At 70.8% G+C, this 21,740-nt stretch carries 19 protein-coding genes, 2 pseudogenes and 1 riboswitch; of the genes and pseudogenes, 14 read left to right on the top strand and 7 right to left on the bottom strand.

What is annotated here, in order from left to right; genetic code table 11:
- Positions 1-155: pseudogene (locus AB0D27_RS32485) on the top strand (IS630 family transposase); the annotation flags it as partial.
- 153 nt (positions 156-308) lie between these two features.
- Here the strand turns inward: AB0D27_RS32485 and AB0D27_RS32480 are convergent.
- A complete protein-coding gene (locus AB0D27_RS32480) occupies positions 309-1,238 on the bottom strand; it encodes an LLM class F420-dependent oxidoreductase (RefSeq protein WP_362515878.1) in 930 nt (309 codons plus the stop codon).
- An 88-nt stretch (positions 1,239-1,326) separates the two neighbouring features.
- Entirely contained in the window at positions 1,327-2,001 is a 675-nt protein-coding gene (locus AB0D27_RS32475; RefSeq protein ID WP_362515876.1) for a DUF5995 family protein, read from the bottom strand.
- 173 nt (positions 2,002-2,174) lie between these two features.
- Here AB0D27_RS32475 and AB0D27_RS32470 point away from each other — a divergent pair, with 173 nt between their 5' ends.
- Positions 2,175-3,284 (top strand): glycoside hydrolase family 6 protein, encoded by a 1,110-nt coding sequence (locus tag AB0D27_RS32470; protein ID WP_362515882.1) that lies wholly within the window; start codon positions 2,175-2,177, stop codon positions 3,282-3,284.
- A gap of 256 nt (positions 3,285-3,540) precedes the next feature.
- Here the strand turns inward: AB0D27_RS32470 and AB0D27_RS32465 are convergent, their stop codons facing one another.
- The 3 genes and pseudogenes from AB0D27_RS32465 to AB0D27_RS32455 form a co-directional block, all read right to left on the bottom strand.
- A complete protein-coding gene (locus tag AB0D27_RS32465) occupies positions 3,541-5,130 on the bottom strand; it encodes a multicopper oxidase family protein (protein ID WP_362515875.1) in 1,590 nt (529 codons plus the stop codon).
- 119 nt (positions 5,131-5,249) lie between these two features.
- A pseudogene (locus AB0D27_RS32460) lies at positions 5,250-5,533 on the bottom strand (2OG-Fe(II) oxygenase); the annotation flags it as partial.
- Between the two features lie 27 nt (positions 5,534-5,560).
- Positions 5,561-6,997, bottom strand: a complete 1,437-nt coding sequence (locus AB0D27_RS32455) for a solute carrier family 23 protein (protein ID WP_362515874.1) — start codon at positions 6,995-6,997, stop codon at positions 5,561-5,563.
- A 120-nt stretch (positions 6,998-7,117) separates the two neighbouring features.
- Between AB0D27_RS32455 and AB0D27_RS32450 the strand changes: the two genes are divergently transcribed.
- Together AB0D27_RS32450 and AB0D27_RS32445 are read left to right on the top strand one after the other, a co-directional pair.
- Positions 7,118-8,392, top strand: a complete 1,275-nt coding sequence (locus AB0D27_RS32450) for an alginate lyase family protein (protein ID WP_362515872.1) — start codon at positions 7,118-7,120, stop codon at positions 8,390-8,392.
- 100 nt (positions 8,393-8,492) lie between these two features.
- Positions 8,493-8,951, top strand: coding sequence for a thioesterase family protein (locus AB0D27_RS32445; protein WP_362515870.1), 459 nt, complete (start codon positions 8,493-8,495; stop codon positions 8,949-8,951).
- Here AB0D27_RS32445 and AB0D27_RS32440 read toward each other — a convergent pair.
- Entirely contained in the window at positions 8,911-10,122 is a 1,212-nt protein-coding gene (locus AB0D27_RS32440; protein ID WP_362515868.1) for an MFS transporter, read from the bottom strand. The genes AB0D27_RS32445 and AB0D27_RS32440 overlap by 41 nt on opposite strands.
- Before the next feature lie 130 nt (positions 10,123-10,252).
- Between AB0D27_RS32440 and AB0D27_RS32435 the strand changes: the two genes are divergently transcribed.
- The 10 genes from AB0D27_RS32435 to AB0D27_RS32390 all read left to right on the top strand — a co-directional run bounded on the left by AB0D27_RS32435 (position 10,253) and on the right by AB0D27_RS32390 (position 19,694).
- Positions 10,253-11,431 (top strand): ROK family transcriptional regulator, encoded by a 1,179-nt coding sequence (locus AB0D27_RS32435; RefSeq protein ID WP_362515867.1) that lies wholly within the window; start codon positions 10,253-10,255, stop codon positions 11,429-11,431.
- Positions 11,432-12,013: 582 nt separating this feature from the next.
- Positions 12,014-12,144, top strand: a riboswitch (FMN riboswitch).
- Between the two features lie 154 nt (positions 12,145-12,298).
- Positions 12,299-12,937, top strand: coding sequence for a riboflavin synthase (locus AB0D27_RS32430; RefSeq protein WP_362515866.1), 639 nt, complete (start codon positions 12,299-12,301; stop codon positions 12,935-12,937).
- On the top strand, positions 12,934-13,572 hold the full coding sequence (locus AB0D27_RS32425) for a nicotinamide mononucleotide transporter family protein (protein WP_362515864.1): 639 nt from the start codon (positions 12,934-12,936) through the stop codon (positions 13,570-13,572). The genes AB0D27_RS32430 and AB0D27_RS32425 overlap by 4 nt, the downstream gene beginning before the upstream one ends.
- Entirely contained in the window at positions 13,569-14,867 is a 1,299-nt protein-coding gene (locus AB0D27_RS32420) for a bifunctional 3,4-dihydroxy-2-butanone-4-phosphate synthase/GTP cyclohydrolase II (RefSeq protein ID WP_362515862.1), read from the top strand. The genes AB0D27_RS32425 and AB0D27_RS32420 overlap by 4 nt, the downstream gene beginning before the upstream one ends.
- A gap of 45 nt (positions 14,868-14,912) precedes the next feature.
- Positions 14,913-15,398 (top strand): 6,7-dimethyl-8-ribityllumazine synthase, encoded by a 486-nt coding sequence (gene ribH, locus AB0D27_RS32415; RefSeq protein WP_362515860.1) that lies wholly within the window; start codon positions 14,913-14,915, stop codon positions 15,396-15,398.
- A 34-nt stretch (positions 15,399-15,432) separates the two neighbouring features.
- The gene (locus AB0D27_RS32410; protein ID WP_362515859.1) at positions 15,433-15,705 is read left to right on the top strand and encodes a phosphoribosyl-ATP diphosphatase; all 273 of its coding nucleotides are present in this window, start codon (positions 15,433-15,435) and stop codon (positions 15,703-15,705) included.
- A gap of 49 nt (positions 15,706-15,754) precedes the next feature.
- Positions 15,755-16,612 (top strand): ATP phosphoribosyltransferase, encoded by an 858-nt coding sequence (gene hisG / locus AB0D27_RS32405; RefSeq protein ID WP_362515858.1) that lies wholly within the window; start codon positions 15,755-15,757, stop codon positions 16,610-16,612.
- A 14-nt stretch (positions 16,613-16,626) separates the two neighbouring features.
- On the top strand, positions 16,627-17,082 hold the full coding sequence (locus AB0D27_RS32400) for a PH domain-containing protein (protein ID WP_362515856.1): 456 nt from the start codon (positions 16,627-16,629) through the stop codon (positions 17,080-17,082).
- Positions 17,083-17,280: 198 nt separating this feature from the next.
- On the top strand, positions 17,281-18,606 hold the full coding sequence (locus tag AB0D27_RS32395) for a hemolysin family protein (RefSeq protein WP_362515854.1): 1,326 nt from the start codon (positions 17,281-17,283) through the stop codon (positions 18,604-18,606).
- Entirely contained in the window at positions 18,603-19,694 is a 1,092-nt protein-coding gene (locus tag AB0D27_RS32390) for a hemolysin family protein (RefSeq protein WP_362515852.1), read from the top strand. The genes AB0D27_RS32395 and AB0D27_RS32390 overlap by 4 nt, the downstream gene beginning before the upstream one ends.
- A 79-nt stretch (positions 19,695-19,773) precedes the next feature.
- Here the strand turns inward: AB0D27_RS32390 and AB0D27_RS32385 are convergent, their stop codons facing one another.
- Complete coding sequence (locus AB0D27_RS32385) at positions 19,774-21,639, bottom strand: AAA family ATPase (protein WP_362515851.1); 1,866 nt, start codon at positions 21,637-21,639, stop codon at positions 19,774-19,776.
- Positions 21,640-21,740 lie beyond the last annotated feature (101 nt).

The raw sequence follows: 21,740 nt of genomic DNA, 5'->3' as shown, positions 1-21,740 counted from the left end.
CACACAAGAACATCCAGGCCCTCGAAGCCGACATCCGGACCTGGGTCAAGAACTGGAACGAAGACCCCAAGCCGTTCATCTGGACCAAAACAGCCGAAGAAATCCTCGACTCCCTCGCCCGCCTCTGCCGACGGATCTCTGGCGCAGGACACTAGCAGTACTTCGTCAGGTACCCCCGCGCGAGCGAAGCCGAGCGTGGGGGAGTCGGCGACCGACTACCACGCCGGTGGGGTACCCGCGCGAGCGAAGCCGAGCGTGCGGAGGACGTGCCAGGCCCCGCGTCTGCGGCATGATCCGCCGTAACGGCCCTAGATCCCGGCCGCCCTGGCCGCCATGTACACCTCGGCGGCCAGGTCCTTGAGTTCCTGGGCGTCCCGTGGGGTGTCGCCGAAGTCGACGAAGAACTCGTCGAGGCCGACCTCGGCGTGGGCCGCGAGGTCGGTCACGATCTGGTCGACGTTGCCCTGGAAGGGGGCGCGGTCCGAGCCGTCGTACGCCTTCGCCGTGTACTGGACGTTCACCCGCGCCACCGACTCGATCGGCTCCGTCCGCCCTCGCTCGGCCGCGTAGTTCCGCACCCCCTCCCACTGCGTGGCGAGCTGCTCGGCCCCCATGGCCACCGGCATCCAGCCGTCGCCGCGCTCGACGAGCCGGGACAGCGACTTCTTGGTGAAGGCGGGCAGCAGGATCGGGATCGGCCGGGCGGGCTTGGGGGAGACCACGGCCGAAGCGATCTTGGTCAGGCGGCCCTCGTAGTGCACCGGGTCGGGGCCCCACACCGCGCGGCACACGTCGAGGACCTCGTCCAGCACCTGGCCGCGCTCTTCGAACGGAGCCACCCCCGCGGCCGCGTACTCGTCGAGCGACCAGCCCGTGCCGAGGCCCGCCACGACCCGGCCACCGCTCGCCGCGTCCAACGTGCCGAGGGTCCTGGCCAGCTGGAACGGGCCGTGCAGCGGGGCGACCAGGACACTCGTGCCGAGCCGCGCCCGCCGTGTGGCCGGGACGGCCAGCGTCAGCGTCACCAGTGGTTCGGCGAGGCCGCGGTACGACGACGGCCAGGGCACTCCCGGCATGCCGTACAAGCCCTGAGTCGCGGGCTCCGGGAACAGGACGCGTTCGAACACCCACAAGCTCTCGTAGCCGATCTCCTCGGCCGCGCGCGCCACCTCCGGCACATCGCGTCCGATGTCGTACTGGTGCGTCTGCGGAAGGCTGAGCCCGAGCCGAGTGGCCATGATGGTGCTCCTTTGCGTCAGGCGTATCGATCAGCAACGTATCGCGTGGAACGTCGTGTTCCGAGCCGTACGCGGTGGTGTGGCCGGATCAGTCCGGAAGCGGCGTGAGCAGTATCCGGCCGGCGAAGCCCACCGCGGCGTCGAGGCGGTCGGCGAACTCCTCGGCCAGGTCGGGGAGTCCGCGCAGCGCCCAGAGGGCCCGCGCGGCCGACCACGTCGCGTCACGCGCTCGTTCCAGGCTCCACGAGCCGAGCAGATGGGTGAGCGGATCGGCGATCTGGAGCAGGTCGGGGCCCGGCATCAGATCTTCGCGGACGGCTTCCTCCATCGAGACGAGGAGGTCACCCACGCGGTCGAACTCATCCTCCAGGTCCGCCGGTTCGCAGCGGAGCGTACGACAGGTGTCCACGACGGCGAGCGCCAGATCGTGCCCGATGTGCGCGTTGATACCCGCGAGCGCGAACTGCAGCGGCCGTACCCCCGGATGCCGGCGGAACTGCAGCAGCGGCCGCCAGCAGGCGGGCGGGCACCCCTCCTCGGCCACCGTCAGATAGCGCTCCGCGAACCGCACGTCCAGGGTGATCGCGGCCTCGGGGTCCGGGAACGTCCCGGCATCCAGGCGTCGGTCGACTTCCTCGGTGACAGCGAGGTAGACGCGGTTGAAGACCGCGAGTCCGTCCCGCTCGGGCAGCGTTCTGTCCAGGGTGCGCATACGGGAGACGACCGCGTCTACGGGGGTGGTGAACTGTGCCAACTGCGCCATGAGGGCAGCGTCCCAGTCCTAGGCTGGCGGGAGTGCCGCCGGGCCGGGCGCTTCCCCAGAACGGGGTAACGCGTCCGTGGCGGGAGTGGGGGGAGCAGCACGTGTCAGGCTTACGTGCCCAGCGGCTGGCCGCGCGCCGGGCCGAGCGCAGGCGGACCGCCCGGCGCGGTGCCATGGTCGCGGCGGCCTCGGTCGTGGTCGCGGTCGGGACCGTGACGGGGATGGTGTCCGCGCTCGACGACGGGCGCCCCTCGGACGACGCCAAACCGCTGGTCACCCACTCGACCAGCCTCCGGCCGCTGCCCGCCGTACCGACTCCTTCGCCCACCTCGGCCCCGCCGTCACCGTCGAAGTCCGCGTCTGTGAAGCCGAGCCCGAAGCCTTCCGCGAGCAGGAAGAAGCCGCAGGCCGTGGCCGCCTCCGCCCTGCTCTACCGGCACCCCGACTCTCAGGTCCTCGACTGGGTCGAGGCCCACCCCGGCGACGTGCGGCGTGACGTCATAGAGTCCCGGATCGCGGACCGCCCGGCCGCCGTCTGGTTCGCCGACTTCACGCGGGCGACCATCACGGCGCGCGTCAGGGCGGTGACATCGGCCGCCGCCGCGCAGGGCCGGGTCCCGGTCGTGGTGCCGTACGCCATCCCGCAGCGCGACTGCGGCGGTGCCTCGGAGGGCGGGGCGCCCGACCTCGCCGCGTACGACGACTGGATCGACAACTTCGCGGCGGGCCTCGGCTCCGGCGAGGTCATCGTCGTCCTGGAGCCCGACTCGATCGCCCAGTCCGACTGCCTCACCGAGGGCCAACAGGCCGACCGCTTCGCCTCCTTGGCCCGCGCAGGCCGTGTCTTCAAGGGCGCGAACCCCAAGGCCCGCGTCTACTACGACGCCGGCCACTCCGACTGGAACCCCGCCGCCAAACAGGCCTCGCTGCTCGACCAGGCGGGCGCCGCCTCACCCGCCTCATCCGACGGCATCTTCACCAACGTCTCCAACTTCCACCGTACGAGCGCGGAGATCGCGTACGCCCGACGAGTACTGTCCGCCCTCGGCGGCCCCCCGAGCCTCGGCGCCGTCATCGACACCAGCCGGAACGGCAACGGCGCCCCGGCCGATGGCGAGTGGTGCGATCCGGGGGGCCGGAAGATCGGACAGGCGCCGACCCTGAAGACCGGACAGGCCAGGATCGACGCCTATCTGTGGGTGAAGCTGCCGGGCGAGTCGGACGGCTGCAACGGGACGCCGGGGAGCTTCTCGGCGGAGTACGCCTACGAGCTGGCGCGCTGACCCCCCGCGCGTACCCCGGGTTCACTTCGTGTGAACCACTCAACCGGCCCTGGAAGTCGTCGAACCCGGGATTCACCCTCTCGTACGTCACCGGATACGGCGAGGTCAACTCCCGTCGCCAGCCCGGCCATTGGTCGGCTTCACGGTCAATTCTGCTACACCCACGACATCCAGCCCTGGTCCGCCAACGAGACGGCCGTCAACCGGAACGCGGCTCTCGCCTGGATGGCGTCGTTCGTGGCGGACCAGGGTCAGGTCATCTGAGGTAGCCGAGGATCGTCATCATGCCGCTCTCCGAGTGGTACTGGTTGTGACAGTGGAGCATCCACAGGCCCGGGTTGTCGGCGTCGAAGTCGACGACGAGTTTGCGGTGGGGAAGCACCAGCGCGGTGTCCTTGCGCGTGCCGACGGCGTCGACGCCGGTGAGCGCGAAGGTGTGGCCGTGCAGATGGAGCGGGTGCCACATGGCGGTCGTGTTGATGAGGGTGAGCCGTACCCGTTCACCGGCGCGCACCGGGTGGCGCCTGTGCACGTCGTAGGGCTGGTGGTCGAAGCCCCAGTCGAACCTCCGCATGCTGCCGGTGAGCCTGATGCGCAGCTCGCGGTCGGGTTCGCGGTCGTCCAGCGCCACGGACTCGTCCGGTGAGAGGCGACGCGCGGGCACGACCCGCCCGTCCAGTTCGTTCGGGCGGACATCCCGCCGGGGAACGGCACTTCCCGTGTCGGTGCGCAGCACGGCGAGGGCCTGGCCCTCCTTCCCCTCGGCGAGTGCGACGAGGGGGAAGACGCCGTCCTTGGCGGTGACCAGGACGTCGTACCGCTCGGCCATGCCGAGGAGGAGGGCGTCGGTCTGCGTGTGCTCCACGGGATAGCCGTCGGTATGCGTGACGGTCATGGTGTGGTCGCCCAGCGCCACCCGGAAGGCGGTCTCGGACCCCGCGTTGATGATGCGCAGCCGGACGCGGTCGCCCGGGCGGCACCGGAACACCGGGGGACTGCTCGGCAGGCGGCCGTTGGCGAGGTAGTACGGGTAGGCCACACTGCCTCCCTCACTCTCGAGCATGCGGCTGTAGGAGTCGCGCAGCACTCGGGAGGGGCCGGCCGGCGGGCTGCCGCGTCCGGGACCCATGGCCATGCCTCCGGCCGCCGTTGAGGTGCCCGTGCCGGGCTGGAGCTGGTCGAGCACGCCTTCCGGGGTGGAGCCGTCCACGCCGTCGAGCCAGTCGTCCAGGACGACGACCCATTCGTGGTCGTAGGCGAGGGGTTCCTTGGGGTCGTCGACGATGAGCGGGGCGTACAGCGCACGGTCGGGCTGGAGTCCGACATGGGAGTGGAGGAGATAGGTGCCCGGGTGGGAGACGGCGAAGCGGTAGGTGAAGTCGGCCCCCGGGCGGACGGCGTTCTGCGTCACGTCCGGGACGCCGTCCATGTCGCAGCGCAGCCGCACCCCGTGCGAGTGGAGCGTGGTGGAGACCGGCAGACGGTTGGCGAGGGTGAGGCTCAGGACGTCACCGGCGGTGACGCGCACGACCGGACCGGGCAGCGTCTCGTCGTAGGCCCAGCTCCGGACAGTCCGCCCGCCCAGGTCCAGCGTGGACTCGGCGGCGGTGAACCCAAGCGTGCGCACCGGGCCGGAACCGCGTCTCCGCTCGGCGGCAAGGACCTCCGGACCCGACGGGTCGACATATTCCCCGGGCCCCGGCGGGGCGAAGCCGGCCTCGCTGAGCGCGGTCCCCTCGGGGCCGTGGTTCGGGCGGAGAACGAAGTCGGTGCGGGCAGGCAGCAGTCCCGCGCCGGCGGCAGCGAGCGGAGCACGGAGCAGGGTACGGCGTGAAGGTGTAGGCATGGCTGTAATAAGACACGTTTCACTGTGATATAGCGGGAAATGCGGCGTTGTGCTGCGGTGGTGTCGGCTTCCGGTGCCCCAGTCGGCGGGCGGTGCCTCAGTCGGCGGGCGGTGCCTCGGGCCGCGTCGCGGAACACCAGCCCCAGGGTCCGCCGCCGCCCGGACCGTACGCTGCTCACCCCTGCCGCACCGCACCCGCCGACCAGCCGCGACGCGTGCGCCCAGGGCGGTCCCGGGTTGTGAGCACCAGGCCGTGGCCCTGCCGCAGGAGGCTCGCCGTGCCCCTCGACCGGGCGCGCGGGCGCTGCTCCACCATGAGGAACTCGCCGCCGGTGTAGTCGGTGCCGCACGCGTCCACGCCGATCACCACCCGCAGCGGGAAGACCAGCTCGCCGAACACATCCCCGTTGCGCGGCGGTAGCCGAGCGCGTCAGGCTCCGCCCGCGCTCCGCTTCGTGGCCGCGGGGCCGGGGTCCGGAGGCCCACCCGCTCCCTCCTGCTGGTCGTAGCCCGACGTTCCCGAATCGAGCAGCGGCTCCTGCTTCTTGAGGTGGGCCGGAGCCATCGCCCGCAGCGCGTGGTAGCCGGTGATCACGACGAGGGTGCCCAGCGCGATGCCGTTCAGCGAGAAGGTGTCGGTGAACTTCAGGGTGACGCCGCCGACGCCGATGATGATGCCCGCGGCGGCCGGCACCAGGTTCAGCGGGTTGCGCAGATCGACCCGGGCGTTGAGCCAGATCTGGGCGCCGAGGAGGCCGATCATCCCGTACAGGATGACGGTGATGCCGCCGAGGACGCCGCCGGGGATCGCCGCCACGACCGCGCCGAACTTGGGGCAGAGGCCGAAGAGGAGCGCGAAGCCTGCCGCGGCCCAGTAGGCGGCGGTGGAGTAGACGCGGGTCGCGGCCATGACGCCGATGTTCTCCGAGTACGTGGTGTTGGGCGGGCCACCGACCGCCGTGGAGAGCATCGAGGCGACGCCGTCCGCCGAGATCGCGGTGCCCAGCTTGTCGTCCAGCGGATCCCCGGTCATCTCACCGACCGCTTTCACATGGCCGGCGTTCTCGGCGACCAGCGCGATCACGACCGGCAGCGCGACGAGGATCGCCGACCACTGGAACGAGGGGCCGTGGAAGGAGGGCAGACCGATCCAGTCCGCCTTGCCGACGCCGGAGAGGTCCAGTCGCCAGTGGTCGGTGAGCTTGCCGCTCGCGTCCACCGAGTGGATCCTGCCGAAGACGCGGTCGAAGACCCAGGAGATCCCGTACCCGAAGACCAGGCCCAGGAAGATCGCGATCCGTGACCAGAAACCGCGCAGACACACCACGGCCAGACCGGTGAACAGCATCACCAGCAGTGCCGTCCACTCGTCCTGCGGCCAGTACGTGGACGCCGTCACCGGAGCCAGGTTGAAGCCGATCAGCATGACGACCGCGCCGGTCACGATCGGCGGCATCGCGGCATGGATGATCCGCGCCCCGAACCGCTGCACGGCGAGTCCCGCCAGGAACAGCGCGACGCCGACCACGAAGACCGCGCCCGTCACCGTCGCGCTGGAGCCGCCCTGCGCGCGGATCACGGCGGCGACACCGACGAAGGAGAGCGAGCAGCCCAGGTAGCTGGGCACGCGACCGCGGGTGGCGAGCAGGAAGATGACCGTTGCCACGCCGGACATCATGATCGCGAGGTTCGGGTCCAGGCCCATGAGGACGGGCGCGACGAACGACGCCCCGAACATGGCGACCACGTGCTGGGCCCCGAGCCCGACCGTGCGGGGCCAGGAGAGGCGTTCATCCGGGCGGACGACCGCTCCGGGGGCGGGCGTGCGCCCGTCGCCGTGCAGTTTCCAGCGCACGCCGAGGTCCATGGTGAGGCTTCGCTTTCTCTGTACGTGAATCTGTCCGGACCATTGTCAGGGGAAACCAGCCGCCCTACGCTCACACGGTCCTACTCATGAACTTTGTTCACATCTATGATCGGAGTGCTAATGAGTCCCAGACCCCGACTGGGCGTGGTGGCAGCCGCCGTGGTCGCCCTGGCGGCCGTCGTCATCCCGTCCGCCTCGGCCCGTGAGGCCTCCTCGGCGACGAAGGTTCCCAAGACCGCCGTGCTCGACGGCGTCCGCCTGCAGCAGACCAAACTCCGCCTGGACCATGGCGACCCCCAACTCGACCGGTCTCTCGGGGACTTGACGACCCGCGCCGACAACTGGCTGGACCAGGGCCCCTGGACGGTCGTCGACAAGCCGAAACCCGCGCCCGGCGGCGACGTGCACGACTACCTCAGCCAGGCCCCCTACTGGTGGCCCTCGCAGCCCAGGACCGCGGACAATCCCTGGGGGTGCCCCTACGTCCAGCGCGACGGCCAGCGCAATCCCGAGGTCGACACCGGCACCGACCGCCAGGACGTCGAGAGGGTCTTCGACTCGACGTACGACCTCTCGCTCGCCTGGTACTACACCGGCAAGAAGCAGTACGCCGAGAAGGCCGCCCAGGTCCTGCGCACCTGGTTCCTCGCCCCCGGCACCCGGATGAACCCGAACCTGGACCACGGCCAGTTCATCCCCTGCAAGTACGACGGCCGCGCCATCGGCATCATCGACTTCTCGCAGTCCTACACCAGCGTCCTGGACGCCATCGCGATCCTGGACACCGGCGCCCCCGGCTGGTCCAAGGGCGACCGCACCGCGATGCGAGCCTGGAACACCGACTTCCGCGACTGGCTCGTGGACAGCGCCTTCGGCAAGGAGGAGGGCGCCGCCAAGAACAACCACGGCACCTTCTACGACATGCAGCTCGCCGCCCTGGCCTACGCGACCGGCGACCAGGACCTCGCCCGGCGGACCATCCTCGGCGCGCGCACCCTGCGGATCGACCCGCAGATCGCCGCCGACGGCAGCCAGCCCCAGGAGCTGGCCCGCACCCGCAGCTGGCACTATTCGACCTTCGACCTGGTCGCCTACACCCGGCTCGCGGCCATCGGCCGGCACGTCGGCGTGAACCTGTGGTCGTACGAGGGCCCCGACGGGCAGAGCCTGTTCAAGGCGGTCGACTATCTGCTGCCCGCGGCGACGGGCGCCGAGCCGTGGACCCACCCGGAGCTGGAGTTCCACCGCTTCGCGGCGAGCGATGTCGTTCACGCCGCGGCCGACGCGGGGGACAGGGCCGCTCGGGCGGCGCTGCCGAAACTGGAGGCACCGCCCGGCGGTGACCTGTGGGCGCTGCGACCGGCGGCCGAGCAGCTGGACTCGATCGCGGGCTGAACCGACAGGGCGGGACTACTGAGCGGTCGCTTAGAATGAAGGGGTTGTTTTCAGCCAAGCCGCCCTCATCCTCATGCCGTACATCTCAGGAGCCCCGCCCGTGACCGCCGAAGCCCCCGTCGCCCCCGCCCTCTCCCACGGGCGACTCCTGCCCGTCACCGTCCACTTCGACGACCTCGACGCGCTCGGGCTGCTGCACAACGCCCGCTATCCGGTGATGGTCGAGCGAGCCTGGACCGCGCTGTGGAGCGAGCGCGGCTTCGGCTTCGAGGGTGACTGGGAGGCGGCGGGGGACTTCTGTCACGCCGTCAAGGAACTGCGGATCAGCTATGAGACCCCGGTCAACCGGCCGGGCGGGTACGCCGTCCACCTCTGGCTGGAGCGGCTGGGGAACACCGGACTGACGTACGGCTTCCGCTTCTGCTCGGCCGATGGCGCGGTGACGTACGCGCACGGCACCCGCGTCCTGGTCCGGCTCGACGCGACCACCCTGCGCCCGACCTCGTGGAGCGACCGGTTCAGGGCCTTGGGTCGGGAACTGCTGCGCCCGCGGGGCTGACCTTCGGACGGTCCCGGTCTCCCGTGCGCAGCACGCCCGCGAGCACGGCGAGCCCGCACGCCAGCACCGTCACCAGCCCGAACGACACCACCAGGCTCGTCGCCTGCGCCAGCGTGCCGATCGCGCTCGGCGCGATCAGTCCCGAGGTGTACGTGATGGTGGCGACGCCCGCGATGGCCTGGCTGGGGTTGGGCCCACTGCGTCCCGCCGCCGCGAAGCACAGAGGGACGACCACGGCGATACCGAGGCCGAGCAGCGCGAAGCCGGCCATCGCGACCGCGGGGTTGCCCGCGACGACGATGAGCAGGCCGCCGAACACGGCCAGGACACCACCCGCCCGTACCGTGCGCACGGCGCCGAACCGGTTCACCACCGTGTCGCCCACCAGTCGGGCCACGGCCATGGTCAGCATGAATCCGGTCGTGGATGCCGCCGCGAGACCGGCCGAGGTGCCCAGCTGGTCCCTGAGGTAGACCGCCGACCAGTCCAGGCTCGCGCCCTCCGCGAAGACCGCGCAGAAGCCGACCGCGCCGATGAGCAGCGCGGACCTGGGCGGCAGTGCGAACCTCGGCGGCGGCTCCTCGTCCTCGGCCGGCCGGAGATCGAGCACCCAGCGGCAGGCAGCCACCCCGAGGAGTGTGAGGGTCGCCGCAGCCAGCGCGTGGTGCAGGCGCGCGTCCGAGCCCAGGTGTGCGGCGAGCGTGCCGGCCGCCGAGCCGATCAGAGCGCCCGCGCTCCACATGCCGTGCAGCGCGGACATGATCGACTTGTCGAGTCGCTGCTCGATCTCGACGCCCAGCGCGTTCATGGCGACATCGGCCATGCCCGCCGTGGCGCCATAGGTGAACATCGCCAGGCACAGCGTGAGCAGGTTCGGCGCGAGGGAGGGGAGGATCAGCGCCATCGTCCAGAGGGCGATCAGGCCGCGCAGCGCCGTACGGCTGCCGAAGCGGTGGGTGATCCGTCCGGCCAGCGGCATTGAGCAGGAGGCGCCGAACGCCGTGAACGCGAGGGCGAAGCCCAGTTGCCCGGCACTGAGCGAGGCATGGTCCTGGATCCACGGCACACGGGTCGCGAACGAGCCGGTGACGGCACCGTGCACGGCGAACACGGCCGCCACGGCGTACCGGGCGCGCTTCACCTCGCGCTGGTCGTAGACCACTTCACTCATGCTCCGGCCCCTCCCCGGGGTACTGATTCCCACTCTGCCGCCGTAAACTATCAGGGACCCTGCCTGATAGATAGGGAATTACCGGCCGCCCGTCCTCCGAGCGGCCCGCCGATCTGGGAGGATTCCCGGCATGCCCGCATCCCCGAGCACCGCCCGGGCCATCAACGACCGGTTCGCCCTGCGATTGCTGCAGCAGGAAGGCCCGCTGACGGCAGGGCAGTTGAAGCAGCTCACCGGACTGTCCCGGCCGACGGTCGCCGACCTCGTGGAACGCCTCACGGCCTCCGGCCTGATCACGGTGGTCGGGGAGTCGGGGGAGCAGCGGCGCGGCCCGAACGCGCGGTTGTACGGCATCGTCGCGGACCGGGCCCATCTGGCGGCGCTGGACGTCCGCACGGAGGGCGTCTCCGTGGTCGTGTCCGACCTGCTCGGCGCGGTCCTGGCCGAGGCGTCGGTGCCGATCGGCGACGACACGGGCACCGGGCCCGCGGTGGAGCGTGCGGTGGCGCTGGTCGAGCGGGTGGCCAAGGAGGCCGGAGCCGAGCGCCTGCACACCGTCGGCATCGGCGCGCCCGGTCTCATCGACCCCGCCACCGGTGAACTTCGCGACTCCTCGGGCCTGCCCGAGTGGCACCGCCGGCTGGTTGCCGCCCTCCAGGAACGACTGCCCGCCCGCGTCCTGGTCGAGAACGAGACCAACCTCGCCGCCCTCGCCGAACAGCGCGAAGGCGCCGCGCGCGACCGTGACACCTTCGTGCTGCTGTGGCTCGGCCACGGCACCGGCGCGGCCGTCGTATTGGACGGCGCCCTGCGCCGCGGTGCCTCCGGCGGTACCGGCGAGATCGGCTTCCTCCCGGTGCCCGGCACCTCGACCCTCCCCTCGGCGACGGACTGCGAGGGCGGCTTCCACTCGCTGGCAGGGGCGGCGGCGGTCGCCGCGCTCGCGGCGCAGTACGGCGTGGCGGCGCGGCCGGCCCCGTACGAACCCCCCGCGGCGGCGCTGGTCAGGCAGGCGGCGACGACCCCGGACGCGGCCCGCTTCCTCGACGCCCTCGCCGACCGCCTCGCCATCGGCGCCGCGTCCGTCATCGCCGTACTCGACCCCGGCTGCGTGGTCCTGGGCGGCGAGGTCGGCCAAGCGGGCGGGGCCGTCCTGGCCGCGCTCGTCGAGCAGCGGCTGCGGAGCATGTCGCCGCTCCCGACCGAGGTGCGCGCGAGCACGCTGGGCGGAGGCGCGGTATTGCGCGGCGCGCTGCTGACGGCCCGCGAGGGCGCGCAGGAGGAGCTGTTCGGCCCGTCCGGCGTTTGAGCTTTCAGCCCGTCCGGCGTTTGAGGACGAGCGCGTTAGCGCGACAGGGGGATCTTGGGGCGGAGCCCCAGGTACGGGACGGGTAGGGGCGGAGGGGGCGAAAAACACGGACCCCGGGTCACAACCCCACGCCGCCCCGGGGTCACAACCCCCGCCCACCCCCGTACCGCGCTCCCGGATACTCCTCGAACGTCCCTTTCCCCACGGCACGCCCCGGCGTGGGATGCCCCCCACCCCGCAGCGCCCGATGTCCCTTCGGATGTCGAAACGTCAGGGTGGGAGACCCGGCGGCGGGGCAAGGGCCTTCGTCACCACCGCCGGGTCGATCGAGGCCGGGTTCGACGAACCCGTGTCGGCAAACCACTCGACGAGCCGAATTCAACAGACCAGTGATCGCCGACCTTAAGAGGACTAGACCAGAGCGTCAATAGGTATGGACCAATATCAAGGGGGCATAGGTGACCGGGAGTTGAGCGGTACCCCCGGCCGCAGGAGTCCAGACGTACCGGCTGTGAGCCACCCCACAGGTATGCGACCGCATGGGCGTCGATCGGGCGTGGCACACTGGCCCTGTACCAGAAGCAGCGCACTCCGGGGTCGGTGTAATTCCGAACCGGCGGTTACAGTCCGCGACCCGGTCGCTTCCAGCGGCCGGTTGACCAGGTGAAATTCCTGGACCGACGGTTAAAGTCCGGATGGGAGGCAGTGCGCGGCGGGCGGGCATTCGTGCGCGCCGCCGTTTGTCGAGACTTGTCCTGGTGGACGAGTCACCTCGCGGCGTCGTTCCCGGTATGCCGCGGTCCGCTCATTCTGTCGTCATCGACAGGCCCCGGAGTCCGTGCCCCTTGAGGCAGGAGGACCCGGGAAGTGTTCACCGGAATCGTCGAAGAGCTGGGTGAGGTCACCGCCGTCGAGATCCTCGACGACGCCTCCCGTTTCCGACTGCGTGGCCCCGTCGTCACACACGGCGCGCAGCACGGCGACTCCATCGCCGTCAACGGCGTCTGTCTCACGGTGGTCGAGCACGAAGGCGACGAGTTCACCGCCGACGTCATGGCGGAAACCCTGAACCGCTCCAGCCTCGGCGCCCTCGCCGTCGGCTCCCGCGTCAACCTGGAACGCCCGATGGCCGTGGGCGAGCGCCTCGGCGGGCACATCGTGCAGGGCCACGTCGACGGCACGGGCGCGATCATCGAGCGCAAGCCGTCCGACAACTGGGAGATCGTGAAGATCTCGCTCCCGGCCGACCTCTCCCGCTATGTGGTCGAGAAGGGCTCCATCACCGTCGACGGCATCAGCCTGACCGTCGTCGACGCGGGCCCCGACTACTTCACGGTCAGCCTCATCCCCACCACCCTCGACCTGACCACGCTGGGCCACAAGCAGCCCGGCGACCCGGTCAACCTCGAAGTCGACGTCATCGCCAAGTACGTCGAGCGACTGCTCGGCGCGCGCGGCGAGCAGTCGGCCGGACTGCCCGGCGTCCAGCAGGGAGCCGCGCAGTGAACTGGCTCAACTCCGAGGCCTTCGTCCTCTTCGGCCAGCACATCAAGTGGTCGGACATGATCGGCAACGTGATCGGTCTGATCGCCCTCGCCCTCGGCTGGCGGCGCTCGATATGGAGCTGGCCCGTCCAGTTCCTCTCCGGTGTCATCCTCTTCGCGGCCTTCGCCACCGCCCACCTCTCCGGCAGCGCCGGCAAGCAGGTCGTCGTCATGGTCGTCGCCGTGTACGGCTGGTGGCAGTGGAACCGCGGCAAGGGGCAGGACGGCTCCATCGCGGTACGGTTCGCCGGCCCGCGCGAGCGTGCCGCCATGGTCGGCGCCGCCGCCCTCGGCACCGTCGCGGTCGCCGGTCTGTTCACCGCGTACCCGTCCCTGTCCTGGGACCCCTGGCCGGACGCGTACATCTTCGTCGGCACCATCGTCGCCATGTACGCCCAGGCGCGCGGCATGGTCGAGTTCTGGTTCGCCTGGCTGCTGGTCGACCTGGTGGGCGTCCCGCTCAACTTCGCCAACGGCTTCGCCTTCTCCGGTTTCGTCTACGTCCTGTACGGCGCGCTCGTCCTGTGGGGCCTGCGCGACTGGTGGCTGCGCTCCCGCAAGGCCGGGCAGCCCCTCCTGGAAGGAGCCCCGGCATGACCGCCACCCCGGTTTGGTACAGCACCGGCCACGATCAAGATGCCTCGGACTTCGCGCTCGACCCGGTCGAGAAGGCCATCGCCGACATCGCGGCGGGCCGCCCGGTCGTGGTGGTCGACGACGAGGACCGGGAGAACGAGGGCGACCTCGTCATCGCCGCCGAGAAGGCGACGCCCGAGATCGTCGCCTTCATGATGAGCGAGTGCCGCGGCCTGATCTGCGCCCCCATGGAGGGCGCCGAACTGGACCGGCTCCGGCTCCCGCAGATGGTCGACGACAACACCGAGTCGATGAAAACCGCGTTCACCGTGTCGGTGGACGCGTCCGCCGCTCATGGTGTGAGCACCGGCATCTCGGCATCCGACCGTGCCACCACACTTCAGCTGCTCGCCGACGGCACCGCCCAGGCGGACGACTTCGTGCGTCCCGGCCACATCTTCCCGCTGCGCGCCAAGTCCGGCGGCGTGCTGGTCCGCAACGGCCACACCGAGGCCGCCGTCGACCTGGCCCGCCTCGCGGGTCTGCGCCCGGCCGGCGCCATCGTCGAGATCGCGGGGGAGGACGGCCGTATGCTCCGCCTGCCCGAGCTGATCCCCTTCGCCCGCAAGCACGGCCTGACGATCATCTCCATCGAGGACCTGATCGCCTACCGCCGCAGCGCCGAGCCCACCGTCCGTCGCGAGGCAGAGGTCCATCTGCCCACCGCCTTCGGCGAGTTCACGGCGTTCGGCTACCGCTCCACCGTCGACGGCGTCGAGCACGTCGCCCTCGTCCACGGCGAGCTCGGCGACGGCGAGGACGTCCTCGTGCGCGTCCACTCCGAATGCCTCACCGGCGACGTCTTCCACTCGCTGCGCTGCGACTGCGGCCCCCAGCTCCAGACGTCCATGGAGCGTATCCAGGCCGAGGGCCGGGGCATCGTGGTCTACCTGCGCGGCCACGAGGGACGCGGCATCGGGCTGCTCTCCAAGCTGCGCGCGTACGAGCTTCAGGAGCGCGGCCGGGACACCCTCGACGCCAACCTGGAGCTGGGCCTGCCCGCCGATGCCAGGGACTACGGTGCGAGCGCGCAGATCCTGGAGGACCTCGGGGTGGCGAGCGTCCGCCTGATGACCAACAACCCCGACAAGATCGACGCGCTCGTCCGGCACGGCCTCAAGGTCAGCGGCCGGGAGCCGATGCCCGTACAGGCGGGCGAGCACAACCTCCGCTACCTGCGCACCAAGCGGGACCGGATGGGGCACGACCTGCCCTGGCTGGACACGACCACCGTGTCGGCCTGCGGCAGCCAGTAACAACGGCACTATCGGCAACACGGCACAGCGGCACTGAGGAGAGACGTGAGCGGCAAGGGTGCACCTGAACTGTCCGTACGCAACTGCGGCGACCTGCGCGTCGCGGTCATCGCGGCACAGTGGCACGAAAAGGTGATGGACGGCCTCGTCGACGGCGCGCTGCGCGCCCTGCACGAGCTGGGAATCGACGAGCCGACCCTCCTTCGGGTCCCCGGAAGCTTCGAGCTCCCGGTGGTCGCCAAGGTCCTCGCGGGCCGCGGCTACGACGCCATCGTCGCCCTCGGCGTCGTCATCCGCGGCGGAACCCCTCACTTCGAGTACGTGTGCCAGGGCGTGACCAACGGCCTCACCCAGGTTTCCATCGACACCGGTGTACCGGTCGGCTTCGGCGTGCTGACCTGCGACACCGAGGAGCAGGCCCTGGACCGCGCGGGCCTCGAGGGCTCCAACGAGGACAAGGGCCACGAGGCGGTGACGGCCGCCGTGGCGACCGCGGCCACGCTGCGCTCAGTATCTGAACCCTGGCGCTGAGGCAGCGGCGGTAGCGCGTAGGGTGGGCGGCATCATGTCCAAGAAGACGTTCGAGGGGCTCTTCACCGAGCTCCAGCACAAGGCCGCCAACGGCGACCCCGCCACTTCGCGCACCGCCGAGCTGGTCGGCAAGGGCGTCCATGCCATCGGCAAGAAGGTCGTCGAAGAGGCCGCCGAGGTCTGGATGGCCGCCGAGTACGAGGGCAAGGACGCCGCCGCCGAGGAGATCTCGCAGCTGCTCTACCACGTCCAGGTGATGATGGTCGCGCGCGGGATCTCCCTCGACGACGTGTACGCCCACCTCTGAATCCCCCTGTTCCGCAGATACACCCCTTCACACAAAGGAAGCCGACCTCATGCTGCGCATCGCCGTCCCCAACAAGGGTTCCCTGTCAGGCCCTGCGGCGGAGATGCTGCATGAGGCCGGCTACCAGCAGCGCCGCGAGTCCAAGGAACTGCGGATCGTCGACCCGGAGAACGAGGTCGAGTTCTTCTACCTCCGCCCCCGCGACATCGCGATCTACGTCTCCTCCGGCCGTCTCGACATCGGCATCACCGGCCGCGACCTGCTCATCGACTCGGCCGCCAAGGCGGAGGAGATCCTCCCGCTCGGCTTCGCCCGCTCCACCTTCCGCTTCGCCACCAAGCCCGGCACGGCGAACGGCGTCGCCGACCTGAAGGGCATGACGGTCGCCACCTCCTACGAGGGCATCGTCGCGGGGCACCTCGCCGACCACGGCATCGACGCCTCCGTCGTCCACCTCGACGGCGCCGTCGAGACCGCCATCGAACTGGGCGTCGCGGAGGTCATCGCGGACGTCGTCGAGACCGGCACCTCGCTGCGCAACGCGGGCCTGGAAGTCTTCGGCGACCCGATCATGAAGTCCGAGGCCGTCGTCATCCGCCGGGTGGGCGCGGACACCTCCGAGGACACCGAGCCCAAGGTCCAGCAGTTCCTGCGCCGCCTCCAGGGCGTCCTGGTGGCACGGACGTACGTGATGATGGACTACGACTGCCGCGCCGAGTACTTGGAGAAGGCCGTCGCGCTCACTCCGGGCCTGGAGTCGCCGACCATCTCGCCGCTGCACAACGAGGGCTGGGTCGCCGTCCGCGCCATGGTCCCCGCCAAGGAGGCCCAGCGGATCATGGACGACCTGTACGCGCTCGGCGCGCGGGCCATCCTGACCACGGCCATCCACGCCTGCCGGCTCTGACGGAGACGCCGGACATGTCAGACCTTCCCGCCCTTCCCGTCACCTTTCGGCCGACGCGCACCCGGGCCGTGCTGCTCACCGCGGGCGCCGCGATCCTCGTGGTCATCACGACGGTCGCGATGCTCCTGGAGCAGCTCAGCCCGGCGGAGCGCGTGAGCTTCATCTTCACCGCGGCGCTGCTCTTCGGCGTGCTCCTGCTGCTCTCCCGGCCCAAGGTCGTCGCCGACGAGAGGGGGGTCACCGTCGTCAACATCGCCAGCAGGAGGCGCCTGGAGTGGGCGGAGATCCTCCGGGTCAACCTGCGCCCGGGCGATCCGTGGGTGTTCCTCGACCTCAGCGACGGCACCAGCCTGCCCGTGCTCGGTATCCAGCCGGGCATCGCCAAGCGCCGCGCGATCGAGGACGCTCGCGCCCTGCGCGCCCTCGCGGAGGCCCGCTCCATCGGCGACCCCGAGAAACATGAGGGCTGACTCTCAGCCTTCCACCCTGCCGTCCTGGCCCATGTCTTGATTAATCTGTTGGCGGAGGCGTTATCGTCGCGCCTCCGTCTCTGACGTGCCACCCGGTGTCCAGAGGCCCCTGCAACCCGAGGAGTGACTCCCTCCAGCGATGGACGGATCCCCCTGTAGTACCTGCGCCGCCCCCTCCCGACCCATCGAGGCGGCGGCATGACCATCCCCCTGCTGCTCCTTGGAGCGGCGTTCCTGCTGATTCTCGCCAACGGCTTCTTCGTCGCGGCCGAGTTCGGCCTCGTCACGGTCGAGCGCCCCGACGCCGAGAAGGCCGCGGCCGACGGCGACCGACGGGCCCGTACGGTCGTGAACTCGCTCAAGGAGCTGTCCTTCCAGCTCTCCGGCACTCAGCTCGGCATCACCATCACCTCGCTCGTCGTCGGCATGCTCGCCGAACCCGCGCTCGCCGAACTGTTGCACGAACCGTTCAGCGCGATCGGCCTGCCCGAGGGCGCCGTGTCCGGTGTCGCCGTGGTCGTCGGCATGCTGCTCGCCTCGGCCGTGCAGATGGTGATCGGCGAACTCGTGCCCAAGAACTGGGCGGTGTCAAAGCCCCTCCAGGTCGCCCGCTTCGTCGCGGGCCCGCAGCACGTCTTCTCGCGCACGTTCCGGCCGGTGATCGCCGCGCTCAACACGGTCGCCAACCGGCTCGTCCGCGCCCTGGGCGTCGAACCCGCCGAGGAACTGGCCTCCGCCCGCACTCCGGGCGAACTCGTCTCCCTGGCCCGCCACTCGGCCCAGGCCGGCGCCCTGGAACAGGACACCGCGGACCTCTTCGTACGGACCCTCTCGCTGGCCGACCTGACCGCGCAGCACGTCATGACCCCGCGCGTGAAGGTCAGCGCACTGCAGTCGTCGGCGACCGCCGAGGACGTCGTCAACCTCACCCGCGCCACCGGACTGTCCCGCTTCCCCGTCTACCGGGAGCGGATCGACGAGATCGTCGGCATGGTGCACCTCAAGGACGCCCTCGCGATCCCCTCGCGCGACCGGCTGCGCACCCCGGTCGGCCGGATCGCCCAGGCCCCGCTGCTCGTCCCGGAGACGCTGCCCGTGCAGCCCCTCCTGGAGCAGTTGCGCAACGAGCAGCCCATCGCCGTCGTCGTCGACGAGTACGGCGGTACGGCGGGCGTGGTCACCCTGGAGGACATCGTCGAGGAACTCGTCGGCGAGGTCCGCGACGAGCACGACGGACAGGACCTGCCCGAACTCGCCGCCGCGCCGCCCGAGGACGGCCGGCCCGCCTGGGACGCCGACGGCAGCTGCCGGGTGGACGTCCTGCAACGCATAGGCCTCGACGTACCCGAGGGCCCGTACGAGACCGTCGCGGGCCTGGTCGCCGACCTGCTCGGCCGGATCCCGGCCCCCGGCGACAAGGCAGAACTCCCGGGCTGGCGCCTGTCGGTGCGCCAGGTCGGGCACTACCGTGCCGAACGCGTCCGCCTGGTGCGGACCGCGCTCGCCCCGGAGGCCGTCCGATGAGCGTGCTCCAACTTCTCTTCGCCGCTCTGCTGGTGCTGGCGAACGGCTTCTTCGTCGGCGCCGAGTTCGCCCTCGTCTCCGTACGGCGCAGCCAGATCGAACCGCTGGGCACCGCACGGGCCCGACAGGTCCTGTACGGCCTGGAGCGGCTGCCGCAGATGATGGCCGCGGCCCAGTTCGGCATCACCATCTGCTCGTTGACGCTCGGCGCGGTCGCCGAGTCGACCGTCGCCCACCTGCTGGAGCCCGTCTTCGAGGCGGCCCATCTGCCGGAAGGCGTGATCCACCCGCTCGGATACGTCATCGCGCTCGCCCTCGTCGTCTTCTTCCACCTCGTCATCGGCGAGATGGTGCCGAAGAACCTGGCGATGGCCGCGCCCGAGAAGACGGCGCTGTGGCTCAGCCCCGGCCTGGTCGCCTTCGCGCGGCTGTGCCGGCCGGTCACGGTCGCCCTGGGCGCCTGCGCGCGCCTGATTCTGAAGCTGTTCCGCGTCGAGCCCAAGGACGAGGTCGAGGCGGTCTTCACCAGCGAGCAGCTCAACCGGCTGGTCGAGGACTCGGGGCAGGCGGGCCTGCTCGACCCCGAGGAGCAGGAACGTCTCGAGGACGCCCTCGAGCTGGGCTCCAGGCCGGTCACCGACGTCCTCCTGGACCGCGACTCCCTGATCACTGTGGACGCCTCGGTCACTCCGGGCCAGGTCGTCGCGCTCACCGCGCGCACCGGGTACTCCCGGTTCCCGGTGGTCGCGGAGAACGGCGCTTTCATGGGCTGCTATCTGCATGTGAAGGACGTACTCGACCTCGAGGAGTCCGAGCGCGCGGTTGCGCAGCAGATGTGGCGGCCCATGACGACGCTGCGGGCCGAGCTCCCCCTGGACGACGCCCTGACGGTGATGCGCCGCGCCGCCACACACCTCGCCCAGGTCGCCGACGCGTCGGGCAAGGTCCTCGGCCTCGTGGCCCTGGAGGACGTCCTGGAACTGCTGGTCGGCGAGGTACGGGATCCGGCCCACCGGGAGCTTCCGGAGCCGGTACGTGTCTCGGACCCGCGCCCGAGCGCGGCCCCTGAGGAGGCGCTGGCGAGCTGAGAATCAGCCCTCCGGCGCTTGGGGAGGGCAGGGGCGGCGGGGGCGGCGGGGGCGAAACCGCTTGGGCCGCCGCCCCCGGTCACATCGGCGACGGATCCTGCGGCCCCCGCCCCGAGAGGACCTCGCCGTACGCCTGCATCAGGTCCGGGAGCCGAAGGGTCGACAGGTCGTCGCGGGACAGCGTGCCCGGGTAGAGCGACAGGCGGAGATCGCGGTACGCGCAGCTCTTCTCGTACAGGGTGCGAAGGAAGCGGCCATTGCCGAGCTCGTCGATCCAGCCCTGGTCGACGACATGGCCGGCGATCGAGCGCAGCTCGTCCAGCGCCTCCTCGTCCCAGATGTCACCGTTCTCGGCGGCCAGCACCTCGCCGATGGAGGTGAGTTCGAGAGGCCGGTAGGAGGGGAAGTCGACGCGGGTCGTGAAGCGGGAGGAAAGGCCGGGATTGGCGGCCAGCAGGCGGTCCATGCCCTCGGGATAGCCGGCGAGGATGACGACCAGGTGATCCCGGTTGTCCTCGGCCCGCTTCAGGAGCACCTGGAGGGCCTCGTCTCCGTACGCGTCACCCTTGCCGTACCCGGAGTTGGAAAGGGAGTACGCCTCGTCCACGAAGAGGACGCCACCGATCGCGGAGTCGATCAACTCGTTGGCCTTCACGGCGGTCTGCCCGAGGTACTCGCCGACCAGGTCCGCCCGCTGGGCTTCCACCAGATGGTCGCCGCCGAGCAGCCCGAGCGCGTAGAAGACCCGGCCGAGAATGCGGGCCACGGTGGTCTTGCCGGTGCCGGAGGGCCCGGAGAAGACGAAGTGCCGCTTCGGCGGCTGCACCGGAAGGCCCTGCCCGGTGCGCAGCCGCGCCATGTTCAACTGCGCGGAGAGCGCCTTGACCTGGCGTTTCACGGGCTCCAGGCCCACCATGCGCTCCAGCTCGGCGAGCGCCTCTTCGAGTAACGCGGGGTCCGTCGGCCCCGCGGGCAGCGGCTGCACCGGAATGACGGCCTTCTCGCGTACCGCGTCGGTCTCGGGAGGCAGCGCCCCCGGTGGCGCGAGACCGGGCTCCGAGAGCTTCAGGTCCCGTCCCTCCGTGCCGAACAGCGGATCGACACCGTCCGGGCCCTCCATCACGTCCTGACCGACCCCGGCGAGCGTGATCGCGGCCAGGTCGGCGGCGGCGTCGTCGTACCCGTCGCCCTCGGCGATGGCCGCGAGCCGCGCCGAGGTGTCCATGAACGAGGGATCGACCCGGTGCACCGCCCGGTACAGAGGCAGCGCCGCGGCGGACCGCCCCGTGCCCTCGTGGGCCCGGGCCAGCCAGTACCGCAGCTCCTTGCGTTGCGGCTGCTCGCTGCGACAGCGCATCAGCGCGGAGGAGAGGAGAGGCTCCGCCTGGCCGTACATCTCCAGGCGCACGCGCGCCATGCCGCCGAAGAGGCCGGCCTCTATGCCGAGCATGGGATCGTCGATCAGCGGATCGGTGTGCCGGACCAGCTGTTCCCAGTCCTTGACCAGATAGGCGCGGCACGCGTGCAGGAACCGCACCTGGGGGTCCGCGTCGACGGGCGGCAGGCCCGCGAGCGCCCGGTCCAGCTCCGGTACGTGGCGTCCGTCCAACCAGTGCGAGGCGTGCGCGAGCAGCAGGTCGCGCGGGCTCTCCAGGACCGGCTGCACCCACCAGCCGAGCCAGTACCAGGAGTTGAGGGTGCGCCGGTGGCGGGCGCGCTGTTCGCCGAAGCGGTCCCGGTGCCGGAACATCCTGAGCAGCGCGGTCGTCGTGTCCACACGCAGCGCGTGCAGTCCGAGCCAGCCGTCCGCCATGCCGGGGTCCATCCGGACCGCGGTGCGGAACTCCTCCTCCGCCTGCGGATAGGCGCCCATCGTGTAGGCGTCCACACCTCGCAGCCAGGCGAGGTCGGCCGGGGCCTCGGGACCCTGCGTGCCGAAGTCCATCACGTCCCCCACAAACCGTGCCCCCGATGGTCAGGGAGTGTCTCGTGGATCAGGACACCCCCTCGCCGCCGGGCCGGTGCCCGTCGGCAGCTCTCGTCGAA

Source organism: Streptomyces sp. NPDC048415, assembly GCF_040651675.1.
Lineage (GTDB): Bacteria > Actinomycetota > Actinomycetes > Streptomycetales > Streptomycetaceae > Streptomyces.
The sequence above is the reverse complement of the archived record's forward strand: the minus strand, read 5'-3'. Positions and strand labels throughout refer to the sequence as shown.